The 21,563-nt window shown below is 69.9% G+C and carries 23 protein-coding genes; 21 read left to right on the top strand and 2 right to left on the bottom strand.

Going from position 1 to position 21,563, the window contains the following annotated elements; genetic code table 11:
- Positions 1-253: 253 nt before the first annotated feature.
- The 6 genes from pyrR (at position 254) to VNJ48_RS12955 (ending at position 5,241) form a co-directional block, all read left to right on the top strand.
- Positions 254-796 carry a bifunctional pyr operon transcriptional regulator/uracil phosphoribosyltransferase PyrR gene (gene pyrR / locus VNJ48_RS12980; protein WP_325602736.1) on the top strand — a complete coding sequence of 181 codons (543 nt, stop codon included), beginning with the start codon at positions 254-256 and terminating at the stop codon, positions 794-796.
- The gene (locus VNJ48_RS12975) at positions 793-1,719 is read left to right on the top strand and encodes an aspartate carbamoyltransferase catalytic subunit (protein ID WP_325602734.1); all 927 of its coding nucleotides are present in this window, start codon (positions 793-795) and stop codon (positions 1,717-1,719) included. Before pyrR ends, VNJ48_RS12975 begins: the two co-directional genes overlap by 4 nt.
- Positions 1,719-2,987: a dihydroorotase gene (locus VNJ48_RS12970; RefSeq protein ID WP_325602732.1), complete on the top strand. Its 1,269-nt coding sequence runs from the start codon at positions 1,719-1,721 to the stop codon at positions 2,985-2,987. Before VNJ48_RS12975 ends, VNJ48_RS12970 begins: the two co-directional genes overlap by 1 nt.
- A gap of 138 nt (positions 2,988-3,125) precedes the next feature.
- The gene (locus VNJ48_RS12965; RefSeq protein ID WP_325602730.1) at positions 3,126-3,746 is read left to right on the top strand and encodes a pyridoxamine 5'-phosphate oxidase family protein; all 621 of its coding nucleotides are present in this window, start codon (positions 3,126-3,128) and stop codon (positions 3,744-3,746) included.
- The gene (locus VNJ48_RS12960; protein ID WP_325602728.1) at positions 3,746-4,144 is read left to right on the top strand and encodes a VOC family protein; all 399 of its coding nucleotides are present in this window, start codon (positions 3,746-3,748) and stop codon (positions 4,142-4,144) included. The genes VNJ48_RS12965 and VNJ48_RS12960 overlap by 1 nt, the downstream gene beginning before the upstream one ends.
- Positions 4,141-5,241, top strand: coding sequence for a DNA glycosylase AlkZ-like family protein (locus VNJ48_RS12955; protein WP_325602726.1), 1,101 nt, complete (start codon positions 4,141-4,143; stop codon positions 5,239-5,241). Before VNJ48_RS12960 ends, VNJ48_RS12955 begins: the two co-directional genes overlap by 4 nt.
- Positions 5,242-5,245: 4 nt before the next feature.
- Here the strand turns inward: VNJ48_RS12955 and VNJ48_RS12950 are convergent, their stop codons facing one another.
- Positions 5,246-5,977 carry a DUF3060 domain-containing protein gene (locus VNJ48_RS12950; RefSeq protein WP_325602724.1) on the bottom strand — a complete coding sequence of 244 codons (732 nt, stop codon included), beginning with the start codon at positions 5,975-5,977 and terminating at the stop codon, positions 5,246-5,248.
- Positions 5,978-6,092: 115 nt separating this feature from the next.
- Complete coding sequence (locus VNJ48_RS12945) at positions 6,093-6,743, bottom strand: hypothetical protein (RefSeq protein ID WP_325602722.1); 651 nt, start codon at positions 6,741-6,743, stop codon at positions 6,093-6,095.
- 200 nt (positions 6,744-6,943) lie between these two features.
- On the opposite strand from VNJ48_RS12945, the gene carA reads away from it, so the two are divergent.
- The 15 genes from carA (at position 6,944) to metK (ending at position 21,500) form a co-directional block, all read left to right on the top strand.
- Positions 6,944-8,095 (top strand): glutamine-hydrolyzing carbamoyl-phosphate synthase small subunit, encoded by a 1,152-nt coding sequence (gene carA, locus VNJ48_RS12940; protein ID WP_325602720.1) that lies wholly within the window; start codon positions 6,944-6,946, stop codon positions 8,093-8,095.
- 1 nt (position 8,096) lies between these two features.
- Positions 8,097-11,393: a carbamoyl-phosphate synthase large subunit gene (carB, locus tag VNJ48_RS12935; RefSeq protein ID WP_325602718.1), complete on the top strand. Its 3,297-nt coding sequence runs from the start codon at positions 8,097-8,099 to the stop codon at positions 11,391-11,393.
- Positions 11,363-12,427: a quinone-dependent dihydroorotate dehydrogenase gene (locus tag VNJ48_RS12930; RefSeq protein WP_414689949.1), complete on the top strand. Its 1,065-nt coding sequence runs from the start codon at positions 11,363-11,365 to the stop codon at positions 12,425-12,427. Before carB ends, VNJ48_RS12930 begins: the two co-directional genes overlap by 31 nt.
- Positions 12,420-13,235: a hypothetical protein gene (locus VNJ48_RS12925; RefSeq protein ID WP_325602716.1), complete on the top strand. Its 816-nt coding sequence runs from the start codon at positions 12,420-12,422 to the stop codon at positions 13,233-13,235. The genes VNJ48_RS12930 and VNJ48_RS12925 overlap by 8 nt, the downstream gene beginning before the upstream one ends.
- Positions 13,232-14,053, top strand: coding sequence for a tRNA-dihydrouridine synthase (locus VNJ48_RS12920; RefSeq protein WP_325602714.1), 822 nt, complete (start codon positions 13,232-13,234; stop codon positions 14,051-14,053). Before VNJ48_RS12925 ends, VNJ48_RS12920 begins: the two co-directional genes overlap by 4 nt.
- Positions 14,050-14,877: an orotidine-5'-phosphate decarboxylase gene (pyrF, locus tag VNJ48_RS12915; protein ID WP_325602712.1), complete on the top strand. Its 828-nt coding sequence runs from the start codon at positions 14,050-14,052 to the stop codon at positions 14,875-14,877. Before VNJ48_RS12920 ends, pyrF begins: the two co-directional genes overlap by 4 nt.
- Positions 14,874-15,329 carry a hypothetical protein gene (locus VNJ48_RS12910; protein ID WP_325602710.1) on the top strand — a complete coding sequence of 152 codons (456 nt, stop codon included), beginning with the start codon at positions 14,874-14,876 and terminating at the stop codon, positions 15,327-15,329. Before pyrF ends, VNJ48_RS12910 begins: the two co-directional genes overlap by 4 nt.
- 97 nt (positions 15,330-15,426) lie before the next feature.
- On the top strand, positions 15,427-15,753 hold the full coding sequence (gene mihF, locus VNJ48_RS12905) for an integration host factor, actinobacterial type (protein ID WP_325602708.1): 327 nt from the start codon (positions 15,427-15,429) through the stop codon (positions 15,751-15,753).
- Positions 15,750-16,373, top strand: coding sequence for a guanylate kinase (gene gmk, locus VNJ48_RS12900; protein WP_325602706.1), 624 nt, complete (start codon positions 15,750-15,752; stop codon positions 16,371-16,373). Before mihF ends, gmk begins: the two co-directional genes overlap by 4 nt.
- Before the next feature lie 10 nt (positions 16,374-16,383).
- Positions 16,384-16,722, top strand: coding sequence for a DNA-directed RNA polymerase subunit omega (gene rpoZ / locus VNJ48_RS12895; RefSeq protein WP_325602704.1), 339 nt, complete (start codon positions 16,384-16,386; stop codon positions 16,720-16,722).
- A gap of 117 nt (positions 16,723-16,839) precedes the next feature.
- Positions 16,840-18,042 (top strand): bifunctional phosphopantothenoylcysteine decarboxylase/phosphopantothenate--cysteine ligase CoaBC, encoded by a 1,203-nt coding sequence (gene coaBC, locus VNJ48_RS12890; protein WP_325602702.1) that lies wholly within the window; start codon positions 16,840-16,842, stop codon positions 18,040-18,042.
- 142 nt (positions 18,043-18,184) lie between these two features.
- On the top strand, positions 18,185-19,006 hold the full coding sequence (locus tag VNJ48_RS12885; RefSeq protein WP_325602700.1) for a hypothetical protein: 822 nt from the start codon (positions 18,185-18,187) through the stop codon (positions 19,004-19,006).
- Entirely contained in the window at positions 19,006-19,503 is a 498-nt protein-coding gene (locus tag VNJ48_RS12880) for a phage holin family protein (RefSeq protein ID WP_325602698.1), read from the top strand. The genes VNJ48_RS12885 and VNJ48_RS12880 overlap by 1 nt, the downstream gene beginning before the upstream one ends.
- Positions 19,500-20,147, top strand: a complete 648-nt coding sequence (locus VNJ48_RS12875; protein WP_325602696.1) for a DUF3618 domain-containing protein — start codon at positions 19,500-19,502, stop codon at positions 20,145-20,147. The genes VNJ48_RS12880 and VNJ48_RS12875 overlap by 4 nt, the downstream gene beginning before the upstream one ends.
- Positions 20,148-20,297: 150 nt before the next feature.
- On the top strand, positions 20,298-21,500 hold the full coding sequence (gene metK / locus VNJ48_RS12870; protein ID WP_325602694.1) for a methionine adenosyltransferase: 1,203 nt from the start codon (positions 20,298-20,300) through the stop codon (positions 21,498-21,500).
- Positions 21,501-21,563 lie beyond the last annotated feature (63 nt).

The raw sequence follows: 21,563 nt of genomic DNA, 5'->3' as shown, positions 1-21,563 counted from the left end.
CAGACCAATCAGCGGCATGCGTGATCGGCGCACCCCCACACACCAGATCGAAGAACTCCTCCTGCATCTCGAACGAGATCCACTTCGGCATCACAACGCTCCTCAGTCAGCGTTGCTTAGACCGATGGACTCCGCCCGGTAAGGAAGTGCAGGACTCCCCGCTTAAGCGGGGACTCATTCACTGGTAGCGTCTGCGCCGTTCGACATCCTTTAAGGAGCCGTCCCGTGAGGCGGAGAAGGAGGTCAGAGGCCCATGGCGAACAACGTGGCCGACCCTCGCATCGTGCTCGACCCCGGAGACATCGCCCGGGCGTTGACCCGCATCGCCCACGAGATCCTCGAGCGCAACAAGGGTGCGACCGACCTCGTGCTGCTCGGCCTCCACACCCGCGGCGTGCCGTTGGCTCACCGGATCGCCGAGCGCATCCAGTCGGTGGAGGGCAGGGCTGTCGCGGTCGGCGAGCTCGACGTGACGATGTATCGCGACGACCTGCGCAAGCAGCCGACAAGGCGCGCACACAAGACGGTCATCCCGCCCGAGGGAATCGATGACAAGGTCGTGGTGCTGGTCGACGACGTGCTGTTCTCCGGGCGGACGATCCGCGCCGCCCTCGATGCCTTGGCCGACCTCGGCCGGCCCAGCGCCGTACGCCTCGCGGTGCTCATCGACCGGGGGCACCGCGAGCTGCCCATCCGGGCCGACCACGTGGGCAAGAACCTCCCGAGCGCCCGCTCCGAACGCGTCAGCGTCCGGCTCGCAGAGTGCGACGACCTCGACGAGGTGACGATCTCGTGAGGCACCTGCTCTCGATCAACGACGTCTCGCCCGCCGAGATCCAGCAGATCTTCGAGACTGCCACCGACATGCACGACGTGCAGCGTCGCGAGGTCAAGAAGCTGCCCGCCCTGCGCGGTCGCACCGTGGTCAACATGTTCTTCGAGGACTCGACGCGCACGCGCTCGTCCTTCGAGATCGCCGGCAAGTGGCTCTCGGCCGATGTCATCAACATCTCTGCCAAGGGCTCGTCCGCCTCCAAGGGCGAGTCACTGCGCGACACCGTGATGACCGTCTGCGCGATGGGCGTCGACGGCCTCGTCATCCGCCACCCGGCGTCGGGTGCAGCCCAGCAGGTCTCGGAGTGGGTCGACGCGGTGGTCGTCAATGCGGGCGACGGGATGCACGAGCACCCGACCCAGGCACTGCTGGACGCCTACACCCTGCAGCGTCGCCTCGGCAGCCTCGAGGGCAAGCACGTCGCGATCATCGGCGACCTGACTCACTCGCGGGTCTTCCGGTCCAACGTCCTGTGCCTGACCAAGCTCGGCGCGCGGGTCACCGTCGTGGCCCCGCCGACGCTGATGCCCAGCGGCATCGGACCCTGGTCCAAGGACGCCGGTTTCGCGACCTCGTACGACATCGACGACGTGCTGCCCGACGCCGACGCGGTGATGATGCTGCGGGTCCAACGCGAGCGCATGTCGGGCGGATACTTCCCGTCGGCTCGCGAGTACACCGTGGGCTACGGCCTGACCCGCGACCGGCTCGCGCTGCTCAAGCCCGATGCCCCCATCTGCCACCCCGGCCCGATGAACCGCGGTCTGGAGATCGCCGCCGACGCCGCCGACGCAGCCCAGTCGGTCGTGCTGGAGCAGGTCTCCAGCGGCCTCGCCGTGCGGATGGCCGTGCTCTACCACCTGCTTGCGGGAGAGGAGTCCTGATGGCGCTCGTCATCACCGGCGCGTCGGTGCTGGGGGAGGAGACACGAGACCTGTACGTCGACGACGCGGGCCGGTTCGTGGACGCGGCGCCCACCGGCGCGGAGGTCATCGACGCCGACGGGCTCGTGGCCCTGCCCGGGTTCGTCGACCTCCACACCCACCTGCGTGAGCCGGGGCGCGAGGACGCCGAGACGATCCTCACCGGGTCGCGCGCGGCCGCTGTCGGTGGGTTCACCGCCGTGCTGGCGATGGCCAACACCTCACCGGTGACCGACACCGCGGAGGCCGCCCTGAGGGTCTTCGACCTCGGACGCGAGGCCGGCCTGGTCGACGTACGACCCGTCGGTGCCGTGACCAAGGGCCTCGCCGGCGAGGAGCTGGCCGAGCTGGGACTGATGGCCCGATCGCGTGCGGCCGTCAGGGTCTTCTCCGACGACGGCAAGTGCGTCCACGACGCCCGCGTGATGCGCCGGGCGCTGGAATACGTCAAGGCCTTCGGCGGGGTGGTCTCGCAGCATGCGCAGGATCCCGCCCTGGCCGGACCGACGGCGTGCTGCCACGAGGGCGAGATATCCGGCCGGTTGGGACTGCCCGGCTGGCCCGGGATCGCCGAGGAGGTCATCGTCGCGCGCGACGTGATGCTGGCTCGCCACACCGGCTCACGGGTCCACATCGCCCACGTCTCGACGGCCGGATCGGTGGAGATGATCCGCTGGGCCAAGGCGCAGGGCATAGACGTGACGGCCGAGGTGACACCACATCACCTGCTCCTCACCACCGACCTGCTGACGGGCTACGACCCGACCTTCAAGGTCAATCCGCCCCTGCGTCCCACCGAGGACGTCGAGGCACTGCGGGTGGCGCTCGCGGACGGCACGATCGACGCGGTCGCCACCGACCACGCGCCGCACGCCCGCCACGACAAGGAGCACGCCTTCGTCGATGCGGCCTTCGGGATGCTCGGGCTGGAGACGGCGCTTGCAGTTGTCCGAACGGCCGTACCCGACCTGACATGGGCGCAGGTCGCCCGCGTGATGTCCACCAACCCCGCCCGGATCGCCGGACTGCCCGACCACGGGTCGCTGGACGTCGGAACGCCTGCCCACCTGGTGCTCGTCGATCCCGGAGCCGTCGTCACGATCGACCGGGCCGACTCGGTGTCGCTCTCGCGCAACAACCCGTGGCACGGTCGCTCCCTGACCTCGCGAGTGGTGCACACGGTGTACGCCGGACGGGTCACCGTCCGCGACGGCGCCCTGACCGCCTGACTACTCAGCTACCGCTCATACCAGCACCGCGGAGCTACCGAACAGTCGGGGGCTTCGCGGCGCCGAACGACCCCCTGACTGTTCGGTAGCGCGGGAGTTCGCGGGCCGCCGCCGGCCGGACCTCACTACGCTCGCCGCATGGACATCACCACGCTGGAGCAGCTCGAGGCCGTCGTCGGTACGCCGGGGGAGCGGGCGGCCGGCAAGGAACGCCCGACGCTGACCGACATCGACCGGGCCTGGCTGGCGGCGTCGCCCTTCTGCATGCTGGCGACTGCCGACGCGGAGGGCCGCTGCGATGCGAGCCCCAAGGGCGACCCGCCCGGCCGGCTCGTGCACGTGCTCGACGAGACCACCGTCGCCCTGGCCGAACGGCCGGGGAACAAGCGCGTCGATGGCTATCGCAACGTCATCGCCAACCCTCACGTCGGGCTGGACTTCTTCATCCCAGGTCGAACCGACACCTTGCGGATCAACGGCTCCGCGAGGCTGGTGGCTGACGCGCCGTTCTTCGACGCGATGGCCGTTCGTGACCGGCGACCGATCCTCGCCCTCGTGGTGGACATCGAGACCGTCTACTTCCACTGCGGCAAGGCCTTCATGCGCTCGCGCCTCTGGGAGCCAGAGACTTGGGACCCCGAGGCCGTCGTGCCGCGCCGCGCGGTGATCGCGCAGGAGCTCGAGCCCCAACCCGGCAAGTCCCTTGATGACCTCGACGACTATTACCGCCCGGAGAACTACGCGAAGGGACTCTACTGATGGCCGTGCCTCGCCTCCTGCATACGGTCCTCGACACCGACGACGTGGGGGGCACGGCGGAGTTCTGGCGCCAGCTCCTCGACCTGCGCTACCGGGCCGGGGACGAGGAGCCGAGCGATGGCGAGGACTGGCTGGTCCTGACCGACCACGACGACAACCGTCGGCTCGCCTTCCAGCTGACCGACCACCTGCAGCGATCGACCTGGCCCGACCCCCGCGTGCCGATGCAGCTCCACCTCGACCTCACCGTGGACAGCGTCGAGGAGCTCGACGAGCAGCACGAGCGGGTGCTCGAGCTCGGCGGGGACCTCCGCCACGACAGGTCCGATGACCCGGAGGAGCCGTTGCGGGCGTACGCCGACCCGGCCGGCCACGTCTTCTGCATCTTCGTCGCGTGACCCACGAGCTCTCCCGTGCCGATGCCCGGCGGGTCGCGGTGCTTGCCCAGCTCCTCTCCGCCGACCGGCCGAGCAGCTTCGAGGCCATGGTGGACCACCTGACCCTCCTCCAGGCCGAGCCGACCGCCGCGGTGGCGCCCAGCGCGCAGGTCGTCACGTGGAGCCGGCTGGGGGAGCGCAGTCGACCCGGCGACGTCGACGACGCGGTGGCGGCAGGATCGCTGATCGAGCTGCACTCCATGCTGCGTCCGGCGGCTGACCTCAAGCTCTACCGCGCCGAGATGGCAGCGTGGCCGGGTGCCGGCGAGCTCAAGGAGTGGCAGGTCGACGTCCGCGACTGGGTCGAGGCCAACGACGACACCCGGCGCGACATCCTGGGCAAGCTCCACGACGAGGGTCCACTGACCGCTCGGTCCTTTCCCGACACCACGCTCGTGCCGTGGGAGTCGAGCGGGTGGAACAACGACCGCAACATCCGGATGCTGCTCGACCGGATGGTTGAGCGCGGCGAGATCGCACCGGTCGGCCACGAGGGCCGCGACAAGCTGTGGGACCTCGCCGAGCGGGTCTATCCCGACGAGCCGGTCGTGCCTCTCGCGGAGGCCCTCCACGTCCGGTCCGTACGCCGCCTGCGGTCGCTCGGCATCGCCAGGGGCAGGGCGGCGATCGCACCGAACGAGCCGAACGACGTGGGTGAGGCCGGCGAGCCCGCGGTGATCGAGGGCCTGCGCGGGACGTGGCGGGTCGATCCGGCCTACCTCGAGCAGGAACTCACGCCTCGAGTGGCCCTGTTGTCGCCACTCGACCGGCTCGTCTTCGATCGCCGGCGCATGGCCGAGATCTTCGAGTTCGACTACCAGCTCGAGATGTACAAGCCGGCGGCGAAGCGGAAGTGGGGCTACTGGGCGATGCCGATCCTCGACGGCGACCGTCTCGTCGGCAAGGTCGATGTGACGGCTGATCGCCGGGGAGGACTGCTCGTGACCAACGCGGTGCACGAGGACGAGCCCTTCTCGGCCGACCGGCGAGAGGCGGTCCAGCTGGAGATCGAGTCGCTGGCGCGGTGGCTCGACCTCCAGCCGGCGGTCGCTCGGTAGGTGATCAAATGCGGTCGTGCACGACGATCGAGTTGTTGGTCCCGCGGACGACGACCTTGGTCTTGCCCCTCTTCACGGTGACGGACGTGTTCACACCGATCACCTTGACCGACTTGAGCGTGCGGTAGCGCGCCGAGTTGTTGCCGCCACGGATGACGAGCTTCTGGCCCGCCTTCGCGACGATCGTGTTGTTGGCGCCAGTGATGGAGGTCGCCCCCAGGCGGGCCGCCTTGATCGAGACGTTGCCATTCCTGACGGTGGCAGTGCGGACGTCGCCCGCGAACACCGCAGTGGTGTTGGGGCCCGTGACCAGGACGCTGTCCGCGCTGGCGGCTGTCAGCGTGGCGTTGCCACCTGAAAGGGAGACGGGGCCGACGGACCCTGCGAAGCCTGCGGTGGTGTTGGCGCCGGGGATGTCGAGGCTGCCGGCTGACGTGGCTGACACGTTGGCGTTGCCACCGCCCAGGATCGCGGCGCCGCTGATGACTCCCGCGGAGATGTCGAGGTTGGCTCCGGTGACATTGAGCGCGGTCGCGTCGGGGATCGTGACGACCGAGTTGCTGCCACTGATGGTGATGGCGGTACAGATCCCGGTCACCGTGACGATCTCGTTGGACTGGTCGACCGTGACCGCCCCACCCGCGCAGTCGACCACGACGTCTGCTTGGGCCGGAGCCATCGCAGCGAGCGGGAGGACGGCGGCAAGCAGCAACAGGCTGGTGGAGTGAGCGCGCACGGAAGGAACCTTTCGTCGACGAAGTTGTCGGGGCACAGTCAACTACCTGCCCAGCCCGGGCGACGACCCGGATCGCCCGGATTGTTCCGGCCTGGCGGCACGCGTGGTCTCGACCTCAGCGGCGCGCAGCCACCACGGACACGGAGTTGCCGGTGCCCACGACCTTGGACGAGGTGCGACCCGACGCCACGGTGACGACGTTGGAGTCTCCGCGGACGCGGAGCCGGTCGAGCAGATCGTGTGCCACTGCGTTGCTGTCGCCGATGACGCGGGTCCGGAAGCCATGGCCCCCGTCGACGATGTTGCCGGAGCCGCGCACCACGAGCACGTGCGTGCGGTCGGCGCTCAGGGACGCGCCGGCGGCCTCGATCCTGACGTGCTCGACGAGGCCCGTGACCGACGCCTCCGACCCGGTCCCCGTGAGGGAGAGCGAGGTGGCCGACGGCATCGAGACCGAGCTGTTGGCGCCACTGATCTCGACGAGCGTCTGGGGCTTCGCGGTCACGTGGGTGTCCGCCCCGGTGACGTAGAGGCGCGTGGCCGTCGACATCGTGACGGTCGAACGATCGGCCTGCACGATCACGGTCCCACAGGCGCCGACGAGCTCGTAGTGCGTGTCGTCGGTGGTCAGCACGACCTCGCCTGCGACGCAGCTGATCGGGATCGTGACCGAGGCCTCCGCCGGCACCGGGGTGAGCAGGAGGGAGCCCATCGTGACGGCGGAAGCGGCGGCGGAAGCGGCGGCGAGGGCCAGGGGGCGAGGCATGGATGCTCCGTACGTTGGTCGACTGCGGCGTACCGCCGGTATGTGTCCATAGTGCACGCTCGTTCACCGAAACGGGGGGAGCGACGACGTGGTCTCGGACACAGCGGCAATGGCCGGGCGGGCCTCGTGCGCTGCTAGAGTCGGCCCCGCTCAACATCCTTTAACGATCCGTCCTGTGAGGCGGAGAAGGAGGTACGGCGTTGTCCTCACGCGCCCCCGCACTGCTCGTCCTCGAGGACGGGCGGTCTTTCCTCGGACACGCCTTCGGCGCCGAGGGAGAGACCTTCGGCGAGGCGGTCTTCTCCACCGGCATGACCGGCTACCAGGAGACGTTGACCGATCCCAGCTATCACCGCCAGGTCGTCGTGATGACGGCCCCCCACGTCGGCAACACCGGCATGAACGACGACGACACGGAGTCCGCACGGATCTGGGTCGCCGGTTACGTCGTGCGCGACCCGGCGCGTGTCCCGTCCAACTGGCGCTCGCAGCGCAGCCTCGACGATGAGCTCCGGGAGCAGGGTGTCGTCGGGATCAGCGACATCGACACCCGGGCCCTGACCCGGCACCTGCGCGAGCGAGGAGCGATGCGGGTCGGGATCTCCACGACCGAGACCGACGCCGGGGCCCTGCTCCAGCGCGTGCTGGACTCCGGCGGGATGGTCGGTGCAAACCTCAGCGAAGCGGTCTCCACGACCGAGGCATACGTGGTCGCCGCCGCGAGCGTGGCGGGCCGCGAGAAGCCGCTGGTGGTCGCGGCCATCGACCTCGGCATCAAGACCAACACCCCCCGGATGATGAGCGAGCGCGGGGTCGAGGTGCACGTGCTGCCGGCGGCCTCGACGATCGAGGACGTCCTGGCGGTCGAGCCCGACGGGCTCTTCTTCTCCAACGGTCCGGGCGACCCGGCCGCGACCACCGACCAGGTCGCGCTGCTCCAGGAGGCGCTGGGACGGGGACTGCCCTACTTCGGCATCTGCTTCGGCAACCAGCTCTTCGGCCGGGCGCTCGGCTTCGGCACCTACAAGCTGAAGTACGGCCACCGCGGCATCAACCAGCCGGTCATGGACCGCACCACCGGCAAGGTCGAGGTGACGGCGCACAACCACGGGTTCGCGGTGCAGTGGCCCGACGGGGTCCCCCTCGGTGAAGGCGTCCCAACGCCGTACGGCATGGCCTCGGTGAGCCACGTCTGCCTCAACGACGACGTCGTCGAGGGCCTCGAGCTGCGCGACGACACCGGTGCGCTCAAGAGCTTCTCCGTGCAGTACCACCCCGAGGCCGCGGCGGGCCCGCACGACGCGGCGTACCTCTTCGACCGCTTCACCAGCCTGATGGACGGGACGGCCTGAGATGCCGAAGCGCGACGACATCAAGTCCGTCCTCGTGATCGGCTCCGGGCCGATCATCATCGGGCAGGCCTGCGAGTTCGACTACTCCGGCACCCAGGCGTGCCGGGTGCTCAAGGACGAGGGGCTGCGGGTCATCCTCGTCAACTCCAACCCGGCGACGATCATGACCGACCCGGAGTTCGCCGACGCGACCTACATCGAGCCGATCACAGCTGAATACGTCGAGAAGGTGATCGCCAAGGAGCGTCCGGACGCCCTCCTTGCCACCCTCGGCGGGCAGACCGCGCTCAACTGTGCGATGCAGCTCGATGAGGCGGGCGTGCTGGAGAAGTACTCCGTCGAGCTCATCGGCGCCAGCATCGAGGCGATCAACCGCGGCGAGAACCGCGAGGTCTTCAAGAAGATCGTCGCCGAGCTCGGCGGCGAGAGCGCCCGCAGCGTGATCTGCCACTCGACCGATGACCTCCTGGCCGCGGTCGATGAGCTCGGCTACCCGATGGTGGTCCGCCCCTCCTTCACCATGGGCGGCACCGGCTCCGGGATGGCCTACAACGAGGAGGACCTCCTGCGCATCGGTGGCTCCGGTCTCGACGCGAGCCCGACCACCGAGGTGCTGCTCGAGGAGTCGATCATCGGCTGGAAGGAGTACGAGCTCGAGGTCATGCGCGACACCGCCGACAACGTGGTGATCATCTGCTCGATCGAGAACCTCGACCCGATGGGCGTCCACACCGGCGACTCGATCACCGTCGCGCCGGCCATGACCCTCACCGACCGCGAATACCAGGCGATGCGTGACCTGGCCATCGACATCATCCGCAGCGTCGGCGTCGACACGGGAGGCTGCAACATCCAATACGCAGTGAACCCCGCCGACGGGCGCCTGATCGTGATCGAGATGAACCCCCGCGTCTCCCGCTCGAGCGCCCTGGCCTCCAAGGCGACCGGCTTCCCGATCGCCAAGATCGCGGCAAAGGTCGCCATCGGCTACACCCTCGACGAGATCCGCAACGACATCACGCAAGAGACGCCTGCCTCCTTCGAGCCGAGCCTCGACTACGTCGTGGTCAAGGTGCCGCGCTTCGCCTTCGAGAAGTTCCCCGGCGCCGACCCGACGCTGACCACGCACATGAAGAGCGTCGGCGAGGCCATGGCGATCGGCCGCAACTTCACCGAGTCGCTGCAGAAGGCCCTGCGATCGCTGGAGAGCCCCGACGCGATCTTTGACTTCGCGGCACCTGTCGGCGACGTCTCGGCCCTGCTGGAGAAGTCGCGTACGCCGACCGACGGCCGTCTGCGCACGGTGATGGACGCGATCCGCGCCGGCGCCTCGGCGGAGCAGGTCTTCGAGGCCACGAAGATCGATCCGTGGTTCGTCGACCAGCTGTTCCTGATCAACGAGGTCGCGGGCGAGGTCGCGGCTGCTCCCAAGCTCGACCACGCGACCCTGCGCCTCGCGAAGCGCCACGGCTTCTCCGACGCGCAGATCGCCGGGATCCGCGGGATGCGCGAGGACGTCGTTCGGGGAGTCAGGCAGGCGCTCGGTCTCCGACCCGTCTACAAGACCGTCGACACGTGTGCGGCCGAGTTCGACGCGCAGACGCCCTACCACTACTCCTCCTACGACGAGGAGACCGAGGTCCGGCCACGGGCCGAGGGCAAGGAAGCCGTGATCATCCTCGGCAGCGGGCCCAACCGGATCGGGCAGGGGATCGAGTTCGACTACTCCTGCGTGCACGCCAGCATGGCTCTGAGCGAGGCCGGCTACGAGACGATCATGGTCAACTGCAACCCCGAGACCGTCTCCACCGACTACGACACCAGTGACCGCCTCTACTTCGAGCCCCTCACCCTCGAGGACGTGCTCGAGATCGTCCACGCTGAGGCTGCAGCCGGGCCCATCGCCGGCGTCATCTGTCAGCTCGGGGGCCAGACCCCGCTCGGACTGGCCCAGGGCCTCGCAGACGCGGGCGTGAAGATCGTCGGCACCAGCCCCGAGTCGATCCACCTGGCCGAGGAGCGCGGCGCCTTCGGCAAAGTGCTCGCCGACGCCGGGCTGCCCGCCCCCAAGCACGGCATGGCGACGTCGTACGCCGATGCCAAGCGCATCGCCGACAACATCGGCTATCCGGTGTTGGTCAGACCGTCCTACGTCCTGGGCGGACGGGGGATGGAGATCGTCTACGACGACGACCGCCTCCGCGCTTACATCGACCGCGCCACCGACATCAGTCCCCAGCACCCGGTGCTGGTCGACCGGTTCATCGACGACGCCATCGAGATCGACGTCGATGCGATCTTCGACGGCGAGGAGCTCTTCCTCGGTGGCGTGATGGAGCACATCGAGGAGGCCGGGATCCACTCGGGCGACTCGTCCTGCGCACTGCCGCCCATCACCCTCGGTGCCAGCGAGATCGCCCGCATCCGACAGGCCACCGAGGCCATCGCGCGCGGAGTGGGCGTGCGTGGCCTGCTCAACATCCAGTTCGCCTGGGCCTCCGACGTGCTCTACGTCCTCGAGGCCAACCCGCGGGCGTCGCGCACCGTCCCGTTCGTCTCCAAGGCGACGGGCACCCCGTTGGCCAAGGCAGCAGCCCGGGTGATGCTGGGCGAGTCGATCGCCGACCTCCGCGCTGCCGGCGTCCTGCCGCAGCGCGACGGGGGAGACCTGCCCGAGGACGCCCCCATCGCGGTCAAGGAGGCCGTGATGCCGTTCAACCGGTTCAAGACGCCCGACGGTCGCAACGTCGACACCATCCTCGGTCCGGAGATGAAGTCGACCGGAGAGGTGATGGGCTTCGACGCCGACTTCGGCCGGGCCTTCGCCAAGGCTCAGACGGCTTCCTACGGGTCGCTGCCGACCAGCGGACGCGTCTTCGTCTCGGTGGCCAACCGTGACAAGCGCAACATGATCTTCCCGATCAAGGTGCTCGCCGAGCGTGGCTTCGAGATCCTGGCCACCGCCGGCACCGCCGGTGTGCTGCGTCGCAACGGCGTCCAGGTCACCACCGTGCGCAAGCACCACGAGGGGGAGGGCCCCGAGGGTCAACAGACCACCGTGCAGCTGATCCGCAACGGCGGCATCGACCTCGTGGTCAACACGCCCTACTCGACGAGCGGGTCGGCCCGCGTCGACGGCTACGAGATCCGCACGGCCGCCGTGCGGGCCAACATCCCGTGCATCACGACCGTGCAGGGCCTCGGTGCTGCGGTGCAGGGGATCGAGGCGCTCGCCGCCGGCGGCATCGGGGTCCGCAGCCTCCAGGAGTGGAACGCGTCGACCCTCGAGGCGCGCTGATGGGGCGGCCCTACCGCCTCCTCTTCGACCACCTGCTCAGCCGGACCGACCCCGAGCGCGCACACCACGCTGCCTTCGCCGCGATCCGGGCGGCCGCACCTGCGACCAGTCGGCTGCCGCGGCCGAGCGGGCAGCCGGTCACCGCGATGGGCCTGCACTTCTCGCATCCCCTGGGTCTGGCCGCGGGTTTCGACAAGAACGCCGTCGGCATCGACGCCCTGGCCGCGCTGGGCTTCGGGCACGTCGAGATCGGGACCGTTACCGGCGAGCCACAGCCCGGCAACCCCGCCCCGCGGATGTTCCGGCTGCCGGCGGACCGCGCGGTCGTCAACCGGATGGGCTTCAACAACGACGGCGCCGAGGCCGTGGCGAGGCGGCTGGCCGCTCGCCGGCAGCGCATGGGACCCGCCGGGGTCGGTCCCGTGCTCGGCGTCAACATCGGCAAGACCAAGGTGGTCCCCGAGGAGCACGCGGTGGCCGACTACGAGAAGAGCGCTGGCCTGCTTGCGCCGTACGCCGACTACCTGGTCGTCAACGTCAGCTCTCCCAACACCCCCGGACTCCGGGACCTCCAGGCCGTCGACAAGCTCGAGCCGCTGCTCCGGGCGGTCCGCGCGCAGGCCGACCGCGTGACCGAGGCGAGGGTCCCGCTGCTGGTGAAGATCGCGCCCGATCTCAGCGACGAGGACGTGCTGGCCACCGCAGACCTGGCCGTGGCACTCGGCCTCGACGGGATGATCGCCACGAACACGACCGTCAGCCGGGCCGGCCTGCGCAGCAGCGACACCGACGTGTCGGCGATCGGCGCCGGAGGCCTGTCGGGACGGCCCTTGACGCGACGGGCCAACGACGTGATGCGCGCACTGCGCGGTCGGGTCGGTGACGACATGACCCTGATCGGCGTGGGCGGGATCAGCACGCCCCAGGACGCGCGTGAGCGCCAGGCCGCGGGAGCCCAGCTCCTGCAGGGCTACACCGCGTTCGTCTACGAAGGACCGCTGTGGCCCAGGACGCTGGTGAGCGCGCTTGGCTGACGAGCACGGGCCCCTGCACGTCACCGGCGAGGTGCTGGCGACCAAGAAGGTCGGCGCCTACCGACTCCTGACGATCGCTGCGCCCGGCATCCCCCAGCGCTTCCGGGCCGGCAACTTCGTGGCGGTCAGCGTGGATGGTGGTCGCCTCGCGCGGCGACCCCTGTGGATCCATCGGGTCAAGGAGGCGGGGGCCTTCGGGGCGACGCTCGACGTGGTCGTCAAGGCGGTGGGGCCGGGCACGACCTGGCTCGCGCAGCGCCCGGTGGGCGCCCGGTTGGAGGTCACCGGGCCACTGGGACGTCCGTTCGCCCTGCCACGCGAGCCCGTCGCCTGCGTGCTCGTCGGCGACGGGCACAGTGCGGCACCGCTGTTCCCGCTGGCCGAGCGGCTCCGCCAACGCGGCTGTGCGGTCACCCTCGTCGTGGCGGGCCCCGACGAGGCCGGCCTGCTGTCCGCGCTGGAGGCTCGGCGGTCCGCTCGCGCCGTCACCGTGATCACCGGTGACGGCTCGGTCGGTGTGCGTGGCGACGTCGGCACCCACATCGAGGGCGTCCTCGAGCGGGCGGACACCGACGTGGTCTACGCGGCCGGACCACTCCCGATGCTGCGGGCCGTCGCTGCCGCGGCCGAACGCCGGGGTTCGTGGAGCCAGGTCGCCCTCGAGACGCCGATGCCCTGCGCGACCGGACTGTGCCAGGGCTGCCCGGTCCCGGTGGTCTCCCAGGACGGTGTCTCCCGGCTGGTCCGGGGCTGCGTGGACGGCCCGGTGATCCGGGGGGACCGCGTGGACTGGGAGGCCATCAGATGAGCAGGCAACCCGGGCCGGTCATGGTGGCGAGCGGTTGCGGTGGCACCGGACGGGAGCTGGCGGCGTACGCCGACCTCGTCGGCCTCGACTTCGTCACGCGCTCGATCACCCTCGACCCACGCGCCGGTGGACCCGCTCCCCGCATCGCCGAGAGCCCGAGCGGGCTGGTCAATGCGATCGGCCTGCAGAATCCCGGTCTCGAGCACTTCCTCGCCACCGAGCTGCCCTGGCTGGTCCGGGCCGGCGCGCACGTCTTCGTCTCGATCGCCGGCGGCAGCATGGGGGAGTACGCCGACCTCGCCCGCCGACTCAGCCGGGCCCCCGGCGTGGCCGGGATCGAGATCAACCTCGGCGCCCCCAACCAGGTCGGCGAAGGACTCTTCGACGTCCGCGAGCCCTATCACGCGGCCAGTGTGGTGGCAGCCGTCCGTCGTGAGTTCCCTGCCGACCTGCCGGTGCTCGCCAAGCTGCGACCCGACCTCACGCGGGTCGTGGAGGGAGCGCGGGGAGCCGTCGACGCGGGCGCGAGCGCGGTCGTCGTGGGCAACTCGATCCCCGCCGCGATGCCCGACGGCCGCCCGGGGGGCCTGAGCGGCCCGGCGATCGGGCCGGTCTCGATGCGGTGCCTGGTCGAGGTCGTGTCCGCACTGGACAATGTCGACGTGATCGGCGCGGGCGGGGTGAGCAGCGTCGAGGACGCCCGCCGCCTGCTCGACCTCGGGGCCAGCGCCGTCCAGATCGGCACCGCCCTGTTGCATGATCCGACCACGGTGGCACGTGTGCGTGCCGCCCTGACCAGAGAAGAGGACACGCGATGAGGTTCGGCGCCCGGCTCCACGACGCGATGGCCACGCGAGGCAGGCTGTGCGTGGGGATCGATCCGCACGCCTCGCTGCTGCACGAGTGGGGGCTCGACGACTCCGTCGCGGGGCTGGAGAGGTTCGCCCTGACCGTGGTCGAGGCGGTCGCCCCCGAGGTGAGCGTCGTCAAGCCCCAGAGCGCCTTCTACGAGCGCTTCGGCTCTCGCGGCATCGCTGTCCTCGAGCGGGTGATCGCGGAGTCGCGGGCCGCCGGGGCGCTCGTGCTGCTGGACGTGAAGCGCGGCGACATCGGATCGACCAGCCAGGCCTACGCCGACGCCTACCTCGACCCCTCCTCACCGCTCGCCAGCGATGCCATCACAGTCAGCCCGTTCCTCGGCTTCGGGTCCATCGAGCCGATGATCGACACGGCCCGCCGCCACGACGCCGGCGTCTTCGTGCTCGCGCTCACCTCCAACAAGGAGGGCCCCGAGGTCCAGCACGCTCGCACCGACGACGGGGCCACGGTGGCCGGGACGATGTTCGCCCACCTCGCCCGCGTCAACGCCGACGCGCGACCGCTCGGCGACGTGGGTGCCGTGATCGGTGCCACCATCGGTTCCTCGGCCGAACGCTTCGACTTCAACGGCCCGGTGCTGGCACCCGGGTACGGCGCCCAGGGCGGCACCGTCGAGGACATCCGGCGCATCTTCGGACCCACGTCACCCCACGTGCTGCCCAGCTCGTCGCGCTCGGTCCTCTCGGCCGGCCCCGACCTGGCCTCCCTGCGCGAGGCCGCTCGTCGCGACAACGAGGCCGTCGCGTCACTGGGCGACGCATGAAGGCGCGTGCCTCCGTGGCGCTCGCGGTTGTTGCGACCGTCGCGCTGACGGGCTGTGTGGGCGAGGAGCGGACCGGACCGGACAGCGACTACTGCCAGGCTGTCCAGGAGCACCAGACCGCCCTGAGCGACATCGCGGCCAGCACCGAGCCGGGCGCGGTCTTCGAGGCGCTCGACCACTACCGTGATCTCGCCGATCAGGCACCGACCGACCTGCGTGACGAGTGGAGTCAGGTGATCAGCCGCATCGAGGCGTTGGAGGCTGCTCTCGACGAGGCGGACGTCGACCCGTCGGCATACGACCCGAAGACGACCCTGGAGAGCCTGCCTGCCGAGGAGCGCAACGCCATCACCGGCGCCGCCCGCGACCTGGGCGACGAGGCCACCGTGCAGGCGATGTCGGGGATCGAGCAGCAGGCCCTGGACGTGTGCAAGACGCCGCTCAACCAGTGAACTCGACCGCTGAGCCGGGCGCCGATTGCCTGCCGACTGGCGTTCTGACTAGATTGACGCTGACGCGACCGTCCCCGCCTGACTAGGATCCGATTTCGTGGCATTGCCCCCACTCACGCCCGAGCAGCGCCAAGCCGCGCTCGCCAAGGCCGCCTCCTCCCGCCGCGAGCGGGCAGAGGTGAAGAACCGCCTCAAGAACTCCGGCGCCTCCATCGTCGATGTCCTGCGTGAGGGCCGGGAGAACGAGGTCATCGGCAAGATGCGCGTCGTCGAGCTGTTGCAGTCGATGCCGGGGCTCGGCAAGGTGCGCGCGCGCCAGGTGATGACCCGGCTCAGCATCGCCGAGAGTCGCCGCGTCCGCGGGCTCGGCATCAAGCAGGTCGCAGCGCTGACGCGCGAGTTCGGCCCGCAAGAGCCGTCTTGAACGAGGAGAGCACGCGCCCCAGGTCACGACTCATCGTGCTGGCGGGACCCACCGCGGTCGGCAAGGGCACGGTCGCCTCCGAGGTGCGACGCACCCACCCCGAGGTCTGGATCTCGGTGTCCGCCACGACCCGCCCACCCCGGCCCGGCGAGGAGAACGGCGTCCACTACTGGTTCGTCTCGGACGCCGACTTCGACGCCATGGCGGGGCGCGGTGACCTGCTCGAGTGGGCGGTCGTCCACGGCACCCACCGCTACGGCACGCCGCGCGGGCCGGTCGAGCTCGCGCTGGCGAGCGGTCACCCCGCGATGCTGGAGATCGACCTCCAGGGCGCCCGACAGGTGCGCGAGACGATGCCGGGCGCGTTCTTCGTCTTCCTGGCGCCTCCGTCGTGGGAGGAGCTGGAACGTCGACTGATCGGTCGTGGCACCGAAACCGCGGCCGAGCGCGAGCGTCGACTGGAGACCGCGCGGGTCGAGATGGCCGCCGAGAGCGAGTTCGACCTGACGGTGGTGAACCACGAAGTTCACGCTGCAGCCGAGGAGTTGGTAGCCTTGATGAGAGTCGGCGCTCCAGATCATGAAGAAGCGTCGACCGACTGTTCTCCACCAACATTGTGAGGCTCTAGCTGTGTCTGCCCCCAACATCGCCGCCGAGGGTGTCACCAACCCCTCGATCGACGACCTGCTCACCAAGACCGACAGCAAGTACAAGCTCGTCCTCTACAGCGCGAAGCGCGCCCGGCAGATCAACGCCTACTACTCCCAGCTCGGCGAGGGCCTGCTCGAATACGTCGGGCCGCTCGTCGACACCCACGTCCAGGAGAAGCCGCTCTCGATCGCGCTGCGCGAGATCAACGAGGACCTGCTGACGTGTGAAGACGTCGACCCCGCCGTGCTCGCCGCCGAGGAGGCCGCTGCCGCGACCGCCCGCGCCGAGGCTCAGGCGCAGTTCAACGCTGCTGAGTGACGTGTGACCACTGAGTCCGTCGAGGCCGTGCCCCCTGAGGGGGCGCGGCCTCGCGCTCATGACGGAGGGTCTCTGGCCACCCCCGTCGCACCTTCTGGGCCCCGGGTCGTCCTCGGTGTGAGTGGCGGCATTGCGGCGTACAAGGTGTGCGAGCTCCTTCGTCGGCTCACCGAGTCGGGTCACGACGTCACCGTCGTGCCGACCTCTTCCGCGCTCGAGTTCGTGGGTGCCGCGACCTGGGCCGCGTTGTCCGGCAGACCCGTCTCGAGCGAGGTGTGGACCGACGTCCACGCCGTGCCGCACGTCCGGATCGGTCAGGATGCCGACCTCGTGGTCGTGGCTCCGGCCACGGCCGATCTCATGGCCAGGGCCGCCCACGGTCTGGCCGACGACCTGCTCACGAACACCCTGCTGACGGCCAGCTGTCCGGTCGTGTTCGCTCCGGCGATGCACACCGAGATGTGGGAGCACCCCGCGACCGTCGCCAACGTCGCCACCCTGCGCGGGCGTGGTGCGGTGGTGATCGAGCCGGCGGAGGGTCGCCTGACCGGCAAGGACACCGGCAAGGGCCGCCTGCCCGAGGCCTCGGAGATCTTCGACATCGCGATGGACGTGCTGTCCCGTGGCGTCTCGCGTCCCGACCTGGCCGGCCGCCACGTGGTGGTGAGCGCCGGTGGCACGCGTGAATACCTCGACCCGGTGCGCTTCCTCGGCAACCGCTCCTCGGGCCTGCAGGGCTATGCCCTGGCTCGGGTCGCAGCTGCCAGGGGGGCCGAGGTCACCCTGGTCGCGGCCAACGTGTCGCTGCCCGACCCCGCCGGGGTGAAGGTGGTCACCGTCGAGACGACGGCCGAGCTCCACGACGCTGTGGTGACGGCCGCTGCGTCCGCGGACGCTGTGGTGATGGCAGCCGCCCCCGCGGACTTCCGGCCGACGGTGGTCAGCGAGGACAAGATCAAGAAGGCCGACGACGGGACGTCGCCGGTGATCGAGCTCGAGCAGAACCCCGACATCCTGCGCGAGATCTCCCACCGCCGGCTCCATGAGGGCTCGGTCATCGTGGGGTTCGCCGCCGAGACGGGTGACTCGCAGGGCTCCGTCCTCGAGCTCGGGCGCGCCAAGCTGACCCGCAAGGGCTGCGACCTGCTCGTGGTCAACGACGTGAGCGGCGGAGCGGTGTTCGGGAGTCCGGACAACGAGGCGGTGATCCTCGGAGCGGACGGCACCAGTGTCGACGTACCCCGTGGCACGAAGGCGGCCCTCGCCCAAGTCATCTGGGACGAAGTGGCCCGCCGGTTCGCCGGCGACCTCGCTCGCTGAATCCGCCCAAGTTGCCCGATCTCTCCCCCGAAGGGGTGAAGATCGATGCCGTTGACCCACTGGGGTGTAGCGAGTCTGGGCGAAGGTGGGAAGTGTCGGGTGCTGGGGGACGACCGTCCTCCACGACCGACAGGAGCGATCAATGTCCCAGACTTATGGCACTCCCTCCAGCAGCGGAGCCGGCGGCGACAGCGACCAGCCCACCGACTGGACTTCCGGCAGCGCGCAAGACAGCACGCGTGACGTCGCAGCCGAAGAGGCGCGCGGGGTCGCGGGTGACGCGAAGTCGGCGGGGCAGCAGACCGCAGCGACCGCCAAGGACCAGGCCGCCCAGGTGGCAGGCGAGGCGAAGGTGCAAGCCCGCCAGGTCTACGACCAGGCCAAGGTCGAGCTCGACCAGCAGGTCCAGAGCCAGCACCAGCGCGCCGCAGGCGGGCTGAGCGCACTGGCCGACGAGCTCTCCGGCCTGGTGCAGGGCACCGGCTCGCAGGAGGGTCTCGTCCACGACCTCGCGCAGCAGGCCAGCGACCGAGTTCGTGAGGCAGCGCAGTGGCTCGAGCAGCGCCAGCCCGGCGAGGTGCTCGACGAGGTCCGCTCGTTCGCCCGCCGTCGCCCCGGCGCGTTCCTGGCCGCAGCCGCGGTCGCCGGACTCATCGGCGGCCGGATGACCCGAGGCCTGGCCGACCAGGCACGCGACGACAGCGGCAGCGACGTCGCCAGCGGTCGCCGCATGGCGTCGACCCCGGCGACGGATTCCTACACCTCCGTGCCCGGCCAGCGTGCCTACACCGACGCACCGGTCGGCATGTCGACGATGCCGCCCACCCCGGCGACCACCTCGTTCAACGACCCGATCAACGACGACGCGCTGGTCACCGGCACCTCGGTCGAAGACCCGCTGACCGACACCACCCGGACCTGGGGCGGAGAGCCGTCGGGGCCGTACGGCGAGGAGAAGCGCTGATGAGCGGCTCGACCGCGAGCTCGGGCGTGGGTGGAGGCGATCGCTCGATCGCCGACGCCATCCCGCCCGCGGAGCCGTTGGAAGGTTCGCACGGGACCTACGAGAAGGGGGAGGTCTCGTCCATCGGGGCGCTGATCTCCGACATCTCCACCGACCTCACCACGCTCCTGCGCCAGGAGGTGGCGCTGGCGAAGGCCGAGGCCACCCAGTCGGCGACCAAGGCCGGGAAGGCCGGCGGGATGCTGGCGGGTGCTGGCGTGGCAGGGCACTTCGTCCTGCTGTTCCTGTCCCTGGCGCTGTGGGTGCTCCTTGTCGAGCTGCTCGACGGCAGCTGGGGCTGGGCGTTCCTGATCGTCGCCGTCCTCTGGGGCATCGTCGCCGCCGTGCTGGCGTCGATGGGGCGCAAGGAGCTCAAGGAAGTGACCGGTTTGGAGCGCACCGCCGACACGGCGAAGCGCGTGCCCGATGCACTGAAGGGAAATGAGGGAACACGATGACCAACTACGACAACCCCAACCAGAACGTGAGCACGAGCAACGATCCGGACGCCCTGCGTGCGGAGATCGACCAGACTCGCGCCAACCTGAGCCAGAACGTCAACGCGCTCGGCGAGGCCGTGACCCCCGGGAACATCGCCAAGCGTCAGACCGAGAAGGTCAAGGGGGCCGCTGTGGGCGTCAAGGACAAGGTCATGGGCTCGGCCCACGACACCGCCAGCTCGGTGGGCGGCAGCGTCAGCGGCACCGCCTCCGGGATCGCCGGCATGCCGGGTCAGGCCACGAGCACGGCCAAGACCAAGGCACAGGGCAACCCGATGGCCGCAGGGCTCGTCGCTCTCGGCGCCGGCTGGCTCGTGGGCTCGATGCTCCCCGCCAGCGAGCGGGAGCGCCAGGCCGCCCAGTCGGTCAAGGAGAAGGCTCAGCCCCTCCTCGAGGAGGCCCAGGAGCTGGGCAAGGAGGCGGCCGCCAACCTCAAGGAGCCCGCCATGGAGGCTGCCGACTCGGTCAAGACGACCGCCCAGGACGCGGCGGCAACGGTGAAGGCCGAGGGCCAGCAGCAGGCCGCGGACGTCAGCCAGAGCACCACGGAGTCCCAGCAGCGCGTCCAGGAGCACCAGGCACGTCCTGACACCTCGCTCTGAGTCTCACGCGTACGGCGCGCCCCGACGGATCATCCGTCGGGGCGTGACGTTTCTCGTTTCTCGATTCGTTGGGTGAGACGCAGATCTTGCATAGTGGGCCTCCGATACCGTGGCTCAAGCAAGTGAGCACCGATGACAGGAGCACCGACTGTGGCTGGACGCCTCTTCACCTCGGAGTCCGTGACCGAGGGTCACCCGGACAAGATCGCTGACCAGATCAGCGACGCCGTCCTGGACTACCTCATGGAGCACGACTCCGACCGTGAGAACCTCCGCGTCGCCGTCGAGACCCTCCTCACGACCGGCCTCGTCGTCGTCGCCGGCGAGGTCCGCACCCAGGCCTACGCCCCGGTGGCCGACATCGTCCGCGCCAAGATCCTCGAGATCGGTTACGACTCCTCCGACAAGGGCTTCGACGGCACCACGTGTGGCGTCCAGGTCGCGATCGGCGCCCAGTCCCCGGACATCGCCGCGGGCGTCGACCAAGGAATCGAGGCCCGCGTCGGTGACTCCGAGGACGACCTCGACATGCGCGGAGCCGGCGACCAGGGCCTGATGTTCGGCTACGCCTGCGACGACACCCCTGAGCTGATGCCGTTGCCGATCATGATCGCCCAGCGGCTCTCGCAGCGGCTGACCGAGGTCCGCAAGGACGGCACGCTGGACTACCTGCGTCCGGACGGCAAGACCCAGGTCACGATCGCCTACGACGAGGACGACCGTCCCACCCGCGTCGACACCGTGGTCCTGTCCACCCAGCACTCCGAGGACGTGGGGCACTCCACCCTCGAGGCCGACATCAAGCAGCACGTCATCGACCCGGTGCTGGCCAGCTTCAGCATCCCCTCCGACGGCTATCGCATGCTCGTCAACCCCACCGGCAAGTTCGTCGTCGGCGGGCCCATGGGCGACGCCGGCCTGACCGGGCGCAAGATCATCGTCGACACGTACGGCGGGATGGCCCGCCACGGCGGTGGAGCGTTCTCCGGCAAGGACCCCTCGAAGGTCGACCGCTCGGCCGCCTACGCGATGCGCTGGGTCGCCAAGAACGTCGTTGCCGCCGGGCTCGCCCGTCGCTGCGAGGCGCAGGTCGCCTACGCCATCGGCAAGGCCGCGCCCGTCGGCGTCTTCATCGAGACCTTCGGCACCGGCATCGTCTCCGACGAGGCGATCCAGCAGGCGGTCCTCGAGGTCTTCGACCTGCGGCCGGCCGCGATCATCCGCGACCTCGACCTGCTCCGTCCCATCTACGCCAAGACGGCGGCCTACGGCCACTTCGGGCGCGAGCTTCCCGAGTTCACCTGGGAGACGACCGACCGGGCCGAGAAGCTCAAGGCTGCTGCGGGCGCCTGAGGTCTGCTTGTGGGTGCAGGAGTCCCCGCTTAAGCGGGGACTCCTGCACTTCCTTACCGTTGC

The organism is Nocardioides sp. (genome assembly GCF_035576065.1).
GTDB lineage: Bacteria > Actinomycetota > Actinomycetes > Propionibacteriales > Nocardioidaceae > Nocardioides.
Note: the sequence above shows the minus strand (reverse complement) of the source record. Positions and strands in the feature narration are given on the sequence as shown.

What these genes read in the sequence shown, in the direction of transcription:
- pyrR (WP_325602736.1), top strand. Translation starts at nt 254, where the DNA reads ATGGCGAACAACGTGGCCGACCCTCGCATCGTGCTCGACCCCGGAGAC.
- VNJ48_RS12970 (WP_325602732.1), top strand. Translation starts at nt 1,719, where the DNA reads ATGGCGCTCGTCATCACCGGCGCGTCGGTGCTGGGGGAGGAGACACGA.
- VNJ48_RS12965 (WP_325602730.1), top strand. Translation starts at nt 3,126, where the DNA reads ATGGACATCACCACGCTGGAGCAGCTCGAGGCCGTCGTCGGTACGCCG.
- VNJ48_RS12960 (WP_325602728.1), top strand. Translation starts at nt 3,746, where the DNA reads ATGGCCGTGCCTCGCCTCCTGCATACGGTCCTCGACACCGACGACGTG.
- VNJ48_RS12945 (WP_325602722.1), bottom strand. Translation starts at nt 6,743, where the DNA reads ATGCCTCGCCCCCTGGCCCTCGCCGCCGCTTCCGCCGCCGCTTCCGCC.
- carB (WP_325602718.1), top strand. Translation starts at nt 8,097, where the DNA reads ATGCCGAAGCGCGACGACATCAAGTCCGTCCTCGTGATCGGCTCCGGG.
- VNJ48_RS12920 (WP_325602714.1), top strand. Translation starts at nt 13,232, where the DNA reads ATGAGCAGGCAACCCGGGCCGGTCATGGTGGCGAGCGGTTGCGGTGGC.
- pyrF (WP_325602712.1), top strand. Translation starts at nt 14,050, where the DNA reads ATGAGGTTCGGCGCCCGGCTCCACGACGCGATGGCCACGCGAGGCAGG.
- VNJ48_RS12910 (WP_325602710.1), top strand. Translation starts at nt 14,874, where the DNA reads ATGAAGGCGCGTGCCTCCGTGGCGCTCGCGGTTGTTGCGACCGTCGCG.
- VNJ48_RS12885 (WP_325602700.1), top strand. Translation starts at nt 18,185, where the DNA reads ATGTCCCAGACTTATGGCACTCCCTCCAGCAGCGGAGCCGGCGGCGAC.
- VNJ48_RS12880 (WP_325602698.1), top strand. Translation starts at nt 19,006, where the DNA reads ATGAGCGGCTCGACCGCGAGCTCGGGCGTGGGTGGAGGCGATCGCTCG.
- VNJ48_RS12875 (WP_325602696.1), top strand. Translation starts at nt 19,500, where the DNA reads ATGACCAACTACGACAACCCCAACCAGAACGTGAGCACGAGCAACGAT.